The sequence below is a fragment of the Cryobacterium suzukii genome (assembly GCF_004403185.1).
GTDB classification, from domain to species: Bacteria; Actinomycetota; Actinomycetes; order Actinomycetales; family Microbacteriaceae; genus Cryobacterium; species Cryobacterium suzukii.
The window spans coordinates 415,696-430,357 of sequence record NZ_SOHJ01000004.1 but is presented as its reverse complement, the minus strand read 5'-3'; the positions used below and the strand labels follow the sequence as shown (position 1 = coordinate 430,357).

14 protein-coding genes are annotated in these 14,662 nt (G+C 64.8%); 8 read left to right on the top strand and 6 right to left on the bottom strand.

Features of this window, described 5'->3' with window-relative positions:
* The first annotated feature begins 65 nt into the window (after window positions 1–65).
* The gene (locus tag E3T39_RS06415; RefSeq protein WP_166784063.1) at window positions 66–578 is read left to right on the top strand and encodes a signal peptidase I; all 513 of its coding nucleotides are present in this window, start codon (window positions 66–68) and stop codon (window positions 576–578) included.
* Here E3T39_RS06415 and E3T39_RS06410 read toward each other — a convergent pair.
* Window positions 575–2,011, bottom strand: a complete 1,437-nt coding sequence (locus E3T39_RS06410; protein ID WP_134513867.1) for a cryptochrome/photolyase family protein — start codon at window positions 2,009–2,011, stop codon at window positions 575–577. The two genes, E3T39_RS06415 and E3T39_RS06410, sit on opposite strands and share 4 nt — an antisense overlap.
* Window positions 2,012–2,634: 623 nt before the next feature.
* Here E3T39_RS06410 and E3T39_RS06405 point away from each other — a divergent pair.
* Complete coding sequence (locus E3T39_RS06405) at window positions 2,635–2,835, top strand: hypothetical protein (RefSeq protein ID WP_134513866.1); 201 nt, start codon at window positions 2,635–2,637, stop codon at window positions 2,833–2,835.
* Between the two features lie 76 nt (window positions 2,836–2,911).
* Here E3T39_RS06405 and E3T39_RS06400 read toward each other — a convergent pair whose 3' ends face one another.
* Together E3T39_RS06400 and E3T39_RS06395 are read right to left on the bottom strand one after the other, a co-directional pair.
* Window positions 2,912–3,889 carry an NADP-dependent oxidoreductase gene (locus tag E3T39_RS06400; protein WP_241979544.1) on the bottom strand — a complete coding sequence of 326 codons (978 nt, stop codon included), beginning with the start codon at window positions 3,887–3,889 and terminating at the stop codon, window positions 2,912–2,914.
* Window positions 3,890–4,015: 126 nt separating this feature from the next.
* Window positions 4,016–4,609: a YqaJ viral recombinase family protein gene (locus tag E3T39_RS06395; protein WP_241979565.1), complete on the bottom strand. Its 594-nt coding sequence runs from the start codon at window positions 4,607–4,609 to the stop codon at window positions 4,016–4,018.
* Window positions 4,610–4,825: 216 nt separating this feature from the next.
* On the opposite strand from E3T39_RS06395, the gene E3T39_RS06390 reads away from it, so the two are divergent.
* The 3 genes from E3T39_RS06390 to E3T39_RS06380 all read left to right on the top strand — a co-directional run bounded on the left by E3T39_RS06390 (window position 4,826) and on the right by E3T39_RS06380 (window position 8,300).
* Complete coding sequence (locus E3T39_RS06390) at window positions 4,826–5,950, top strand: hypothetical protein (RefSeq protein WP_134513865.1); 1,125 nt, start codon at window positions 4,826–4,828, stop codon at window positions 5,948–5,950.
* A gap of 68 nt (window positions 5,951–6,018) precedes the next feature.
* On the top strand, window positions 6,019–6,765 hold the full coding sequence (locus E3T39_RS06385) for a response regulator transcription factor (RefSeq protein ID WP_134513864.1): 747 nt from the start codon (window positions 6,019–6,021) through the stop codon (window positions 6,763–6,765).
* Entirely contained in the window at window positions 6,765–8,300 is a 1,536-nt protein-coding gene (locus E3T39_RS06380; protein ID WP_134513863.1) for a sensor histidine kinase, read from the top strand. The genes E3T39_RS06385 and E3T39_RS06380 overlap by 1 nt, the downstream gene beginning before the upstream one ends.
* A 32-nt stretch (window positions 8,301–8,332) precedes the next feature.
* On the opposite strand, the gene E3T39_RS06375 is transcribed toward E3T39_RS06380, so the two are convergent.
* Together E3T39_RS06375 and E3T39_RS06370 are read right to left on the bottom strand one after the other, a co-directional pair.
* Window positions 8,333–8,773, bottom strand: coding sequence for a MarR family winged helix-turn-helix transcriptional regulator (locus tag E3T39_RS06375; RefSeq protein ID WP_134513862.1), 441 nt, complete (start codon window positions 8,771–8,773; stop codon window positions 8,333–8,335).
* Entirely contained in the window at window positions 8,770–10,407 is a 1,638-nt protein-coding gene (locus E3T39_RS06370; protein WP_134513993.1) for an MFS transporter, read from the bottom strand. The genes E3T39_RS06375 and E3T39_RS06370 overlap by 4 nt, the downstream gene beginning before the upstream one ends.
* 381 nt (window positions 10,408–10,788) lie before the next feature.
* Here E3T39_RS06370 and rplJ point away from each other — a divergent pair, with 381 nt between their 5' ends.
* Together rplJ and rplL are read left to right on the top strand one after the other, a co-directional pair.
* Entirely contained in the window at window positions 10,789–11,304 is a 516-nt protein-coding gene (rplJ, locus tag E3T39_RS06365) for a 50S ribosomal protein L10 (protein ID WP_104083138.1), read from the top strand.
* Window positions 11,305–11,356: 52 nt separating this feature from the next.
* Entirely contained in the window at window positions 11,357–11,740 is a 384-nt protein-coding gene (rplL, locus tag E3T39_RS06360) for a 50S ribosomal protein L7/L12 (protein WP_104192488.1), read from the top strand.
* Between the two features lie 175 nt (window positions 11,741–11,915).
* On the opposite strand, the gene E3T39_RS06355 is transcribed toward rplL, so the two are convergent.
* Window positions 11,916–12,944, bottom strand: coding sequence for a LacI family DNA-binding transcriptional regulator (locus E3T39_RS06355; protein ID WP_134513861.1), 1,029 nt, complete (start codon window positions 12,942–12,944; stop codon window positions 11,916–11,918).
* Between the two features lie 330 nt (window positions 12,945–13,274).
* Between E3T39_RS06355 and E3T39_RS06350 the strand changes: the two genes are divergently transcribed.
* Window positions 13,275–14,594, top strand: a complete 1,320-nt coding sequence (locus tag E3T39_RS06350; protein WP_134513860.1) for an ABC transporter substrate-binding protein — start codon at window positions 13,275–13,277, stop codon at window positions 14,592–14,594.
* The last annotated feature ends 68 nt before the right edge of the window (window positions 14,595–14,662 follow it).

Here is a 14,662-nt window from a genome sequence, read left to right as displayed (position 1 = left end):
GACGTCGCTGCCGGGTAGCGGCGTCCGAGCCATTCCCTTTCCAATTTCGAGCCGAAAGACGCACCGTGAAAAGACTCAGAGGCACCCTGGTTCTGCTGCTCGTTCTGGCAGCAGTGCTCACTCCGCTCGCCCTCGTGGCGACAGGAGCACTGCCCTATAGTGCCTACGTTGTGCGCAGCGGGTCGATGGCGCCCGCCATTTCGCCGGCTAGCGTGGTGATCGTCGAGGCCGACCGCTATGAGGTCGGGCAGGTCATCACCTTTCAGCGGCACGGTGATCGCACCACGCACCGACTCGTGGCCGTCAATGATGATGCAAGCCTCACCACCAAGGGCGACGCGAACGATACGGTCGACCCATTCACAGTGCCCCGCTCTGATGTGATCGGCGGTGTCACCGCCTTCGTACCCAATCTCGGCTATCTCGTGGTGTACCTGCAGAACCCGCTCGCTCTCGGCTCTGTCATTATGTGCGTGCTGAGCCTGTGGTACGTCGGTTCGTCCGAGGAAAAACCCGAGGCGAAGCGAATCAAGGGCTCAAAGGAGCAGCCAGCAGTCGCCGCCGTGCAGGTCGCCTAGTTTGCTGACTGGGCTTTGACCCTGTCGTAGGCGGCGAGGGCGGCTCGGCGCGTTTCGCCGAGGTCGACAAGGGGAGCCGGGTAGGCATCCGTGCCGTATTCGGGCACGTATTCCCGGATGTACTGCTGGTGCGGGTCAAACTTGGCCGCCTGCAGCTCGGGATTGAAGATGCGAAAGTAGGGCGCGGCATCCGCTCCGGAGCCGGCGACCCACTGCCAGCCGAAGGGGTTGCTCGCTGCGTCGGCATCGACCAGGGTGTCCCAGAACCAGCGCTCTCCCTCACGCCAGTCGACCAACATATTCTTGATCAGGAATGATGCGGTGACCATGCGTACCCGATTATGCATACTGCCAGTGCGCCACAGTTCGCGCATCCCGGCATCGACGAGCGCGAAGCCGGTGCGTCCCTTTTTCCAGGCGGCGAGGGCACGCTCGTCGACCGGCGGCCACGGGAAAGCGTCGAAGGCGGGGCGCAGGTTTGTCGTCGCGAGCTCGGGAGCGTGAAAGAGCACGTGGTAGGCGAACTCGCGCCAGCCGAGCTCGGTGAGAAATCGGGTCGCGCTCGTCAGCGCCGGGCCGGAGAGTCCGCGCTGGGCTCGCTGCGTGGCTGCCCAAATCTGATGCGGGCTGATTTCGCCCCAGCGCAAATAGGGCGACAGGCGCGACGTGGCGTTCTGGGCCGGTTCGTCACGTTCGGCGGCGTAGCGGGGAAGCGCCTCGGCGAGAAAGTGCTCGAGCCTTTCCTGAGCGTTTGCTTCGCCCGGCGTCCACGCGGCGCGCAGCCCAGCGGCCCAGTCGGGCGCACTCGGCTCGAGGCCCCAGTCGTTCAGGTTGTCGGAAGCGAGGCCCTCTGTCGCGTTCTCGCCCGTCGAGCCGGCGATGCTGGTGGGCGCCGGGTACGGCGCGCGCGGCGGCGGGCCTGCGGTGCAGGAACGCCAGAACGGCGTGAACACCGAGTAGGAGCCGCCCTGCCCGGTCTGAACCGTCCACGGTTCGAACAGGAGCGAACCCGCGAAACTGTGGGTGTCCACGCCGCGCCCGCGCAGCTCGGCCTTGATCGCGGTGTCGATCATGCGTTCGGCCTCGCCGTAGCGGCGATTCCAGAAGACCGCCGCGGCATCCGTTTCGTCGACGATCTGGGCCATGATTGCGGCCGCAGCGCCTCGGCGCAGGATAAGTCGCCCGCCGAGCCTTTCCAGCGTCGCAGAAAGCGATCGCAGGCTTTGGTGCAGCCACCAGCGTGCTGCACCGCCGAGCGGACGCACGCCGGGGGACTCCTCGTCGAATACGAACACGGCCACGATCGGACGATGACGGGCCAGGGCGGCGTGCAGGGCCGGGTGGTCCGCGACCCGCAGATCGTCGCGGAACCAGACGATGACTGGGCCGGCGTGCTCGTTGGAGTGGGGGGTGCTGGCGGGGGGTGCGGTCATGGGCGTCTCCTCGTGAGAAGTCCAGTGTGGACCCTCCCGGCGCGTAGACCAATTCGGAGGTAGAACGCTCTGTCTTCGGCTGCTCCGGTGTGGCTCACCGAGGAAGCAGAGAGGTCAAAACGTCGGTGCGTCTACGAAAAACATGGCAAATCAGCGCAAAGCCGTATGAATACGCGATAAAAGCACCGTATATGCACAAAATCATGATTCCCCATTCTGGGGGTTGGAGCGGGACAGACAAATCTGTCTGTCCCATCTAGTGTGAGAATCGCGGATGCAGCTACAACCAAGAAAATCACGGACGAGTTGTAGCAATTCATGGCTCAATACCCAGAGCCGTGGCTGCCAGCCGCAACCCTGGCGTCCCAACGCCGGTTACGTAGCGGTTTCTTTACCGTTGCTCCACTCCTTCCGATTTTGGCCTGCGATCACCCGACGTTTTCAGACCAGTACTCGAAAGGTTTCACTTGTGAACACGCTCACCATGATGCTCGGTTCGGTTGCTTCCAGGATATGGCGGTCACGCTCGCCCAGCAGTAGCCGGCCTGTGCCGGGGTGCCCACGACGCGACGGTGGGCGCCCCGCAGGCGGTACCCTCTCGATTCGCGAAGGCCGGTGATCTTTTGACAACGTCTCTAGTCTCGAGCGCCTCGGCTGGACCGGCAGTCATGATTCGGGGCCAGCTCTGGTACGCGGTTCCCTATGTCGGCTATGTCACCAACGTGGTCAACGGGGCAAACCGGGATTGGATCATCCCTGTGCTGACCGTCGCGCTTTTCGGCTATGCCGGATTCATAGCCGCCAGAGGCGCGCTTGACCCCTGACGAACTCGCACGCGGGCAGCGGATGCCAGCGAGCCGGGTGTCGCGGGTGAGCCCTCTTGATGGCCGACCTTGACCATTACGACACGCGCAGCACGATCTTGCCGCGGGTGTGACCCTCCTCGAGCAGCCGATGGGCCGCGGCACCGTCGGCGAGCTCGAACACCGAGTCGACGTGCACCCGCACGATACCCGCGTCGAGCAGCGCCGAGATTTCGTCGAGCGCGCGCGCGTCGGGGGACACCTTGAAACCGGTTGCGCGTCGGCCCGCTGCTGCGGCATCCGCTGCCAGGGTCGGCCAGCTGCCGGTCGGGGCGTTCACGAGCAGGCCGCTGGGGCGTAGCACAGCGAGGGAGCGGGTGCCGGTGTTGTCGTGCACGTTGCCAATGAGGTCGATGACCGAGTCGAGGTCGTGGACCACGTCTTCGAAGCGCGTTGTCGTGTAGTCGATGACCTCGTCGGCGCCGAGCTCTCGCAGAAAGTCGAGGTTGCGGGTCGACCCCGTCGCGGTCACGTGCGCGCCCAAGACTCGGGCGAACTGCACCGCGAAGTGACCGACGCCGCCACTGCCGGCGTGCACGAGCATGCGCTGCCCCGGGGCAGCCTCGGCCAACTTGACCATTCCCCACGCGGTCAAGGCCGCGAGGGGAACAGCGGCCGCCTCGGCGTGGCTGAGTCGGGCGGGCTTGCGGGTGACGCTCATGCTCGACACCGAGACGTAGTCGGCGAAGCTGCCGCCGATGCGCGGCACCCGGCCCATGCCGTAGACGGCATCGCCCGGCTGGAGTGGCGCTGCCTCGAAGGCAGCCCGCACGACGACGCCGCTGAAGTCGTTGCCGAGAATGGCCGGGAAGTTCTCGATCGCAGCGGCGACGCCCTTGCCCGACCGGGTCTTGGCGTCGATCGGGTTGAGGCCGGCCGCGATGACCTTGACCAAAACCTCGTCGACAATCTGGCGTGGCAGCATTCGATCGGCCAGGTGCAGCACTTCGGGGCCACCGGTCTCGTCGATAACCAGGGCGCGCATGGTCTGCGGCAGTTCGAATTCAGGAGCCATGCTCCCCATTCTGCTGCATCCCGCGCCCACGCATCGCGGACGGGGCCCGGGCCCGGACCGCGGGCCCAGTTTATAACCTGGGCCCGCGGACGGGGCCCGGGCCCCGTCCGCAAACAGAGAGGGAGGCTAGCGGCGGGCCTGCTCGTCGAGGTTATCGATCAGGGCATTGGCGAGGCCGACCAGAATGGCGATCTGGTCTTCGTCCCGCTCGATCCAGCGACATTCGGGCACGGCCGCCACCGGAATGAAATCGAGGTGCTCTTCCCAGACCAGCAGGGTGCGATCGGCCCCGAGCACATATTGCTGCCACCACACCTGCCGCAAATAGCTGCGTGGAATGCTGCGCCAGGGCTTGCTCGTGGTCTTGATCTCGGCCAGGTGCAGGTCACCCCCGGCCACGACGCCGACGCCGTCGGGTGTGGCCAGGTGCCGCGGATGCGAGAGCGACCGAAACAGGTTGGTACTCGGCTCGATGCCGTAGTTTTCCAGAACCCAGGCGGCGATGACGGGTTCTCGGGCGCGACCATGGTCGGTGTAGCTGTTGCCGGAGAAGCTTGTGCCGTGCATTTTGTCGTGCGCGGCGTTCACGATGGATTTCGGGGTCGACAGTTTCGCGACATCCGTTGCGGTGATGCCCTGGTTGCGCGCGCGCAGCCAAGCCACCCTGTCGTTGGAGTCGGCGACGATGCGCAGCGTATGCGGCGCCGGTGCCGGCAGCACAGCGAATACAGCGGGGTGCTCCGAAGGCTGGTCCAGGTCGAAGAGAGACAGCGTGGAATTTGGCACTTCTCTATTGTGTGCCCGCGCGCACGGTCGGCGCGCCACCGCCACGGGCGCTGAGAGCCGAAGTCACGCATCCGCTTGCCGTGAGAATCGTTATCGCGACGAGATCTGGGGTCGTTAGCCTGAGACGACGGCAACCAATCGGGGGAACAGATGGCGCACTACCCAGTTCGATTCGCGCTCGCCGGGGCCGCCACGCTGGCCCTGCTGCTCAGTGGATGCGCCGGCCTCCCCGGCTACCCCGCCGCCACTGGCACTCCGGTCGCGCAGCTCGTCACCGACGTCGACTGCCAGGCGCCCAACCTCAATTTCAACTGGATGGTTTTTCCGGAAGGCACTTCGACCCAGACCGATCTGACGGCCACGCACCCCGACGCACCGGAGCCAGGCAGGGTTCCGGCCGACTTCGAACCGGTCTCCGCGTACCTCTGTACTTTCTATGGCAGCGTCGACGACGACCAGGGCCGCTGGGCAGCCGTGACGGTCGAAACCCGCAACGGCGACTTCGGCCCGCTGCTGTCAGCGCTCGCCGAACCCAGCGACCAAGCCGGACTCAATCAGGCTTGCACCGCCGACATGGAGCTCGTGCCCGAGCTCTGGCTTGAAAACGCCACGGGTGACGCCATGCGGGCGGCCTGGCCCCGTACCGCCTGCGGAAAAACCAAGCGGGCGACGTCGACAGCGCTCGATCAACTCGAACTGACCGATACGGTGAAACTGCCACTCGTGCTGGAGGTCACCCGCCCGGCCCTCGACGCCGGCTGCGTCATGAGCACTGGCACGCCGGAGCAGTCACTGCTGTTTGGCGTGACGGGCTTGCAGACGTACACCACCGGTGAGGTCGGCGAAAATCCGCAGCCGATTCCCGTGCCCCCGGCAGAGGTACCGTCCTATGACGGCGTCGACGGCGCCAGCGTCTGCTTCTACACGGTGGACCCGGTCACCGAATCCGAGCCCCGGGAGCTGAGAGACATTGAGGGCACGGAATTTAGCGACGAGGCGCTGGACTCCATGCTGACTCTGCGGTCCGGCACCTTCGAAAGCGCGACCACCCTCGAAGCGGATGCCGCGGCGCTGCTGCCGGCCGCAGCATCCGCTCCGCAGGCGCCCGCGTGTACGGCCGACCTCACCCGATTCGCGGTGCTCTGGCCCGGGCGGGCCGGCACCCGGCTGGCCAGTCCGATCCAGGTTGAGCTTGACGGCTGCCAGCGACTCTTCGTTCCGGCCAGCGAGGCACGCGTGCCCGCGCCGGCCTTGCTGGCCGCCCTGATCGGCTAAGGAGGGCCACAGGCATCTGACGGCGCACTCATAGCGTGTTCATAGGCAACTGCCGGATACTCATCAGGATGAGCACACGTGAGAGCACCCACACCGGCCACGGCCCGCGCCTGACCAAGGCCGACGGCAGTGCCATCCGGGTTCTGGTTGTTGACGACGAACCCACCCTCACGGACCTGCTTTCGATGGCCCTGCGCTACGAAGGCTGGGAGGTGCGCACCGCCGGCGAAGGCCGCCAGGCACTCACCATCGCCCGCGAATTTCGGCCGGACGCCATCGTGCTCGACATCATGCTGCCCGACATCGATGGCTTGCAGGTGTTGCAGCGGGTGCGCGCCGACGGCTACGAGACTCCCGTACTCTTTCTCACCGCCAAGGACTCGCTCGACGACCGCATCGCGGGGCTCACCGCCGGTGGCGACGATTACGTCACCAAGCCGTTCAGCCTCGAAGAGGTCGTTGCTCGGCTGCGCGGCCTCATTCGCCGCTCCACCCTCGCCGTGGCTGACTCGACCGACCCGCGTATCACCGTCGGGGACCTCACACTCGACGAAGACAGCTACGAGGTGTTCCGCGATGGCGACGCCATCGAGCTGACCGCGACCGAGTTCGAACTGCTGCGCTTTCTCATGCGCAACCCCCGCCGGGTACTCAGCAAGGCGCAGATTCTCGACCGGGTCTGGAGCTACGACTTCGGCGGCAAGTCGAGCGTCGTCGAGATCTACATTTCCTACCTGCGCAAGAAGATCGATGCCGGCCGAAACCCGATGATTCACACGGTGCGTGGCGCCGGCTACATGCTGAAAACCGCTTAATGCAGCAGCGGATGCCGCGCCGCCGCGGCCGACCCCGCTCGCCCTGGACGCTGCAGCGGCGCCTCGTGCTCACCGTGGTCGGGCTGCTCGCCCTCGTCAGCATGACGATCGGCGTCGTGAGCGTGGTCATTCTGCGCGCATCCCTGCTCGACCGCCTCGACGTGCAACTTGCCTCCGCCGCCGACCGTTCGGGTGCTGCGCTTGGCGGCGTCGGCGACAACGACGGCGATCGTCCTGGTGATCTACCGGGGAGCCCCTACTTCGGCACGCCGACGGCCGACAGCATTCTCAGCGGACCCGCCCAACCGCCCGGTCTGCTCGCGCTCGTCTACGATGGATCCACCATCACCACCGGCTATACCGACGACCGCAGCGGCGCGATCGAAGCGCTCACGGCCCAGCAGGTGCAGCTGCTGGCCGACCACGTCAACCAGTCGGCGCCCGTGACCGTCAATCTCGGCGGCGAGCTCGGTGACTATCGAGTGCAGGCCGAAACGTCCCGCTCCGGCACGCTCTACCTGGTCGGTTTGCCGCTGACCGGAGTGGCGGCCACGGCAGCCCAGCTGGCTGTGATCATCGGTCTGGTCTCGCTGGCCGGGCTCGTTGTGGTCGCCGTCATTGCCGCCTGGGTGGTGCGGCTGGCCCTGCGTCCCCTGCAACGCATGACAGCGACGGCCACGAGGGTGGCGCAGCTGCCCCTGGACCGCGGCGAGGTGTCCCTTAGCGACCGGGTTCCGGCCGGTGACACCGACCCGCGCACCGAGGTGGGCCGGGTCGGCGCGGCGCTCAACCGCATGCTCGACCACGTCGACCGCGCCCTCGAAGCGCGGCAGGCAAGCGAACGCAAGGTGCGCCAGTTCGTCGCCGACGCGAGCCACGAGCTGCGCACGCCGTTGGCTTCCATTCGTGGCTATTCCGAACTCACCCGGCGCAGCGGCCAACAGCTACCGCCCGATGCGATGCACGCACTCGGTCGCATCGAGTCGGAGTCGGTGCGCATGACCGGGCTGGTTGAAGACCTGCTGTTGCTCGCCCGCCTCGATGAGGGCCGCGAACTCGACATGCAGCCGGTGGATCTCACCAGGCTGCTCGTCGACGCCGTCAGCGATGCCCACGCGGCCGGCCGCGATTACGTCTGGAACCTCGACCTGCCCGAAGAACCCGTCGAAGCGATCGGTGACGAAGCGCGCCTGCGTCAGGTGGTCGCTAACCTGCTCGCCAATGCCCGGGTGCACACAGCTGCTGGCACCACGGTTCTGGTCGCGCTCGCCGAGCACGACGAACGCGCGGTGATAACGGTGACGGATGGCGGTCCCGGCATCCCCGAGGAGCTCACGGCCACCCTGTTCGAGCGTTTTGCCCGCGGCGACAGCTCACGTTTTCGCGCCGCCAATGCCGCGGGCGCGCCGAGTACCGGAAGCACCGGCCTCGGTTTGGCCATCGTGGCCGCGGTCGTCGCCGCGCACCACGGCGAGGTCACCGTCGACAGCCGCCCCGGCCACACAACCTTCCGTGTCTCGCTGCCCCTGGCCTAACGAGCTGGCCTGACGAGCTGGCCGGACGCGGGTCAGTCGGGAGTGTTCAGCCGGGCGAGCAGCTCGGCGAACCGGGTGAGATCTTCGCCAGACCAGTTCTGTAGACGGCTGAGCAGACGTGTCGACTTGTTGGCGCGCACCTCGGCGAGCTTTTTCACGGCGAGCGGGGTGAGCGCGAAATGCTTCACCCGTCCATCGTCGTTGTCGGTCTGCGTCTTGATCAGTCCCAGATCGTGCAGCGCTCTGGCCTGGCGGCTGATGATGCTCTTGTCGACCACCAGATTCTCGGCCAGGGCGCCTGCGGGGGTCGGCCCGCAACGCTCGAGCGTGCGCATGAGCTTGAGCCCGAACGGCTGCAGGGTCGGGTCGATGCACAGGGCAGCATCGCGCATGCTGGCGCGGATGTTCCCCGCCAGCACCGTCATCTGCTCCTCGACGGCCGCCACGGCAGCATCCGTGGTGATAATGGTCATGATCGAATTTTACCTTCATCCAATTCCGGCTCTGACGGCGGCAGGGCAACGGATGCCGTACTCACGTCGACCAGGATCCGGCCGGTCGCCGGTGAAGCGGCCTCGCCAGCAGCGGCAGACCGCTCCCGATCGATGCCGGTCATGGTCCCCAGCGGAATGTTGGGCAGCAGGGCGATCGTCACGAGGGTGATCACGGCCAGGGGAACCATGAGCAGGAACACGTTGCCCACTCCCATCCCGTAGGCCGACTCGACGACAACGCGCAGGGCCGCCGGTAGCAGCGACACCTGCGGAATGGTGCCGTCGCCTACGGTCTCTGCGGCGACAGCCCGATTGGCCGGGCTGAGAGCGCCGGTACCGTCACGGATGTATTGGGCCACCACGGTGCCGAGCACGGAGCCCATCACCGCAACACCCACGGTGCCGCCGAGGCTGCGAAAGAAGGTGACGGTGCTGGTGGCCACGCCGAGGTGCGTGATTTCAACGGTGTTCTGCACAACGAGCACGAGGTTTTGCATGATCATGCCAACGCCGGCGCCAAGGATGAACATGAACACGCCTACGAAGACCAGGCTCGTGTCGTAGCGCAGTGACCCGAGCAGCAGCGAGCCGGCCAGCACGAGCACGCTGCCGGAGACCATGATCGATTTCCACTTACCGGTGCGGCTGATCAGGTTGCCGAAGAACGTGGAGGAGATCAGCAGCCCGCCCATCATCGGGATGGTCAGCAGGCCAGACTCGGTCGGCGTTGCACCGCGAGCAAGTTGCATGTACTGGCTGAGAAAGACCGAGGTGCCGAACATGGCGACGCCCACCGAGAGGCTCGCGATAACGGCCAGGGTGACGGTGCGATTCTTGAACAGGTCGAGCGGAATGATCGGTTCCTTCGCCTTGAACTCCACGATCACGGCTATGAGCAGCAAAATGGCCGCACCGAGCACCATGGCAGACGAAGGCAGTGACGCCCACTCAAACGAGTTGCCCGCGAGGGTGACCCAGATCAACAGGAGTGACACACCGGCGCTGATTAGCACGATGCCGAGGTAGTCGATGCTGACCACACGCTTAACCCGCTCGGGTAGGTGCAGGGTGACCTGCAGCAGGATGATGGCCACAATGGCGACGGGCAGCGCGATGAAGAAGTTCCAGCGCCAGCCGAAGGCATCCGTTACAACGCCGCCGAGCAGCGGGCCGCCGATGGTGCCGAGGGCCATGACTGCGCCGAACAGGCCGGCGTAGCGGCCGCGCTCGCGGGGGCTGATGATGTCGGCCATGATGATCTGGCTGAGGGCGGCAAGACCGCCGCCGCCGAGTCCCTGCATGATGCGGAACACGATGAGCGTGTCGGTGTTTTGAGCGAATCCGGCCAGGGCCGAGCCGAGCACGAAGACCACGAGGGCGAGCTGAATGAGTAGCTTGCGATTGAACAGGTCGGCAAACTTGCCCCAGATGGGCGTCGAGACCGTAGTCGCTAGCAGGGTGGCTGTGACCACCCAGGTGTAGGCCGACTGGTCACCCTTGAGGTCGGAGATGATCAGGGGCAGCGAGGTGGCGACGACCGTGCCGGCCAGAATCGACACGAACATGCCCAGCAGCAGGCCAGAGAGGGACTCCAAAACCTGGCGGTGACTCATTGACCCGTCGGCGTTGGGCGCGTGGCGAACGGATGCTGTGCTGCGGCGAGATGCGCGACTCATGAAACTCCTGCAATTAGTTGACAACGGCCAACTATACGTAACTGGTAGACCAATGTCAACCATTTATCATCCGCTTGCGATTTGCACGGTGCAGAGCGTTCCCCTATGCTGATCTCTAGCCACAGACCGCCGGTTGCTGCGCCATGTTGAAAGACAGAAGTGCAGACGAAGGTTCATTCACGTGAACGGCCCGCGCAGGTGTTCGAAGTTCAGTTACAGTCTTTCAGATTGTTCCCCAAGCTCCGGCGCCCTGCGCTGGAGCTTTTTTCATGTCTGCGCCCCGGGCTACCCGGCACATGATTATTAATGAGGAGCACCATGGCGAACAAGGAAGCAACGGTCGCCGAGCTTACGGAGAAATTCCAGAGCTCGACCGCCGTTCTGCTCACCGAGTACCGCGGTCTCACTGTTGCGCAGCTCAAGAGCCTGCGTACGTCCATCAGTGAGGACGCCACGTACGCCGTGGTAAAGAACACGCTCACCAAGATTGCGGCCAACAAGGCCGGCATCACCTCGTTCGACGAGGAACTTGTCGGTCCGTCCGCTATCGCCTTCGTGCACGGAGACCCCGTCGCCGTCGCGAAGACCCTGCGTGCCTTTACCAAGGCAAACCCTCTCCTGGTGGTAAAGGGCGGTTACTTTGACGGTAACCCGCTCACCGCAGCGGAGGTTGGCAAGCTTGCCGACCTCGAATCCCGCGAGGTGCTGCTGGCCAAGCTGGCCGGCGCCTTCAAGGCATCGCTGTTCGGAGCCGCTTATCTCTTCCAGGCACCGCTGTCGAAGGCTGTTCGCACCATCGACGCGCTGCGTGAGAAGCAGGAGTCCGCGAACTAGGCATCTGCCTGTTCACGGTTCACGAATTTTTAAGAAACTATAGGAGTACATCATGGCAAAGCTTTCCACTGAAGACCTGCTTGAGCAGTTCAAGGGCCTGACCCTCATCGAGCTCTCCGAGTTCGTCAAGGCGTTCGAGGAGACCTTCGAGGTCACCGCAGCCGCTCCCGTCGCCGCTGCCGGAGCCGCTGGCCCCGCCGCTGCTGCTGAAGAGGTTGAAGAGCAGACCGCATTCGACGTCATCCTTGACGCCGTCGGCGACAAGAAGATCCAGGTCATCAAGGTTGTGCGCGAGCTCACCAGCCTGGGTCTCGGCGAGGCCAAGGCCGTTGTCGATGGCGCGCCGAAGGCCGTCCTCGAGGGCGTTGCCAAGGACGCTGCCGACAAGGCCAAGGCTTCGCTCGAAGAGGCCGGCGCCACCGTTACCCTCAAGTAATCTAGGCCCCGTGAGGGGTCCTGATTGAGGCGTAGCCGACCGGCCTCGTGCCGATCATTGCGCAGGGGGCGTCGTTTCCGTAAGGGAAACGGCGCCCCCTTTGTCGTACCCACCGTCATTCAATCGTGGCGGTTGGTTCCAGGTCGGTTGCGGATGCCGGCGCCTGAATCGGTTGTCACTCGGCCTTGAGGGCGCGAAGCACGCGCGGCGCACTGGTGCTTGACCGGATGACCAGGCTGGTGGGCAGCACGGCCGACACACCGACGCTGCTCCCGCTGGCGAGTCCGTCTAACAGCGTGCGCACTGCGAGTTGGCCCTGGGTGCGCGGATGCTGCGCGAGGGTGGTGAGACGAAACATCTCGGAGTGCGGATGTCCGTCGATGCCAATGACGCTGAGCTCGGTGGGCACCCGGATGCCCAGCTCGCGGGCCGCCAGAATGAGCCCGAAGGCGATCTCATCACTCGCCGCGAAGATCGCGGTAGGACGACGGCGAGGATCTCCGAGAAGGGCCAGGCCCCTGGCGTATCCACCGGGCATGGTGAATTCAGAGGCATAAAAACATCCGCTGGCCGAAAGACCGGCCGCCGTCATCGCTGCCTCAAAGCCGCGCAGGCGATTGCTGTGCACCTGAAAGTCCATCTCGTCGGCCTGGCTGCCACCCACGTGCACGATGTCGCGATGCCCGAGACTAAGCAGATGTTCAGTGGCGAGTCGGGCAGCCGCGACGTCGTCGATCTCGATTGTGGGCACGCCTCGGATCGGCCCACCGATGCCGACGAGAGGGCGGCGAAGGCGATGCAGCTGGTCGACCTCCTGCTCACTCAGCGCGACGCAGACCGAGATAATGCCATCGAATCGCTTGCGGGCCAGGAAGAACTCAAAGACCCGGTCGCGCTCAGGGGAAGCAGGCGGAAGGTTGTACAGCGTCATGTCGTAGCCGTGCTCGAGCAGGGCTAATTCCAAGCTCTCGAGGACCTCCCCGAAAAACCAGCGGCTGATGTACGGGATGATCACGCCGACACTCTGGGTGCGGCCGGTCACGAGACTGGCGGCGTTCGGAGAGGCAACGTATCCAATTTGCCGGGCAGCGGCGATGACCTTCGCTCGGGTTTCGGTGGAAACGTAGCCTCGCCCGCTCAGCGCACGGCTGGCCGTGGCTTTGGCCACTCCGGCGAGGCGCGCGACATCGGCGATCGCGCTCATCTGTGCCTCCGTCTATGGTGACTGCTCCTCATAACATAGCGTGCGTTCGCCAGGCATGGAATCGGTTCCATGATATCCCTTGATTCTCCTGCGACGCAGCCGCTAAACTCTGATACCGCCCGAGGATATGGCTCTGATCTTTGCCATTCTGTTACATTTCCGGACTTGCTATCCCCCTGCGGGTAACGTACTTTATGGTCTGGAACCGGTTCCCGAGATTCGATCACGAGCCCGGTTCCCAACGGTTCGTTCCCACCTAGGCACCTCCTGCTCTATTCACATTCCCGCTCTCACGACATGATCCGGCACTACTCAATGAGGAGAAATAAGATGCGGTCTTCCCTGCACCGTCGAATTACAGCACCGATTGCCATGGCGGCGATTGCTGGTCTGGCCCTGGCCGGTTGCTCCGGCGGCCCCGGGACAACCACCGATGACGCCGGAGCCGAGGGCGACGGGGTCGTCACCGTCTACAGCACGATCGCCGACTTCGAAGCGGAGGCGCTCGAAGAGTCTTGGGCCGAGTGGGAAAAAGAGAACAACATCGACATTCAGTATGAATTCTCGAAAGAGTTCGAATCTCAGATTTCCATCCGCGCCCAGGGCGGTAATCCTCCCGACATTGGAATCTTCCCCCAGCCCGGTCTCTTCGCCGACCTGGCTAGCCGCGGGTTTATCAAAAAGGCTCCAGCCGCCGTCGAAGCAAACGTCGACGAGTACTGGTCGGCAGACTGGAAGGCCTACGGCACCGTAGAGGATGTCTTCTACGGCGCCCCGTTCAAGGCCAACCTCAAGGGCTTTATCTGGTTCTCGCCCGCCAAGTTCACCGAGTGGGGTGTAGAGGTTCCCGAAACTTGGGACGAACTGCTCACCCTGACCAAGGCCATCCAGGAAAAGACTGGAACGCAGCCCTGGTGCGCGGGATTCGGTTCCGGCGACGCCACAGGGTGGCCCGGAACGGACTGGGTTGAAGACCTCGTGCTGCGCCAGGCCGGTCCCGACGTCTACGACAAGTGGGTGGCCAACGAGGTTCCGTTCACCGACCCCGCCATCGCCGAAGCCTTTGACTCGGTCGGTGAAATCCTGCTGAACCCGGCCTACGTGAATGCCAGCTTCGGCGACGTGAAGTCGATCAACAGCGTCCCGTTCGGTGACGTTGCTGCCCCCATCGTCGAAGGCACCTGCGCACTGACCCACCAGGCCTCCTTCTTCGACGGCTTCCTCGGCGATGCCGGCGGCAACGTCGGTCCGGATGCTGACATCTGGGCCTTCATGACCCCGTCGATCGAGGCCGGTGGCCAAGCAGTGGTCGGTGGTGGCGAGATCGTCGGGGCATTCGCCGATGACGCCGACACCCAGGCGGTGCAGGAGTACCTCTCCAGCCCGGAATGGGCGAACAGCCTCGTGTCGATCGGTGGTGGCATCAGCGCCAATACCGGGGTCGACCCTGAGCTCGTCGACAGCCCGATCCTCGCCGAATCGATTCGAATTCTGCAGGACCCCGACACCACGTTCCGCTTTGACGCCTCCGACCTCATGCCGGGTGCGGTCGGGTCCGGAACGTTCTTCAAGGGCATTGTCAGCTGGATCAACGGAACCCCCACCTCCGAAGTGCTGACCAGCATTGAAGCGGGCTGGCCCTCCAGTTAGTCCATCAACCAGCACCACAGCCTGAACAGTGTGCCGCCCGCCTCTAGATACGGGCGGCACACCTCGCG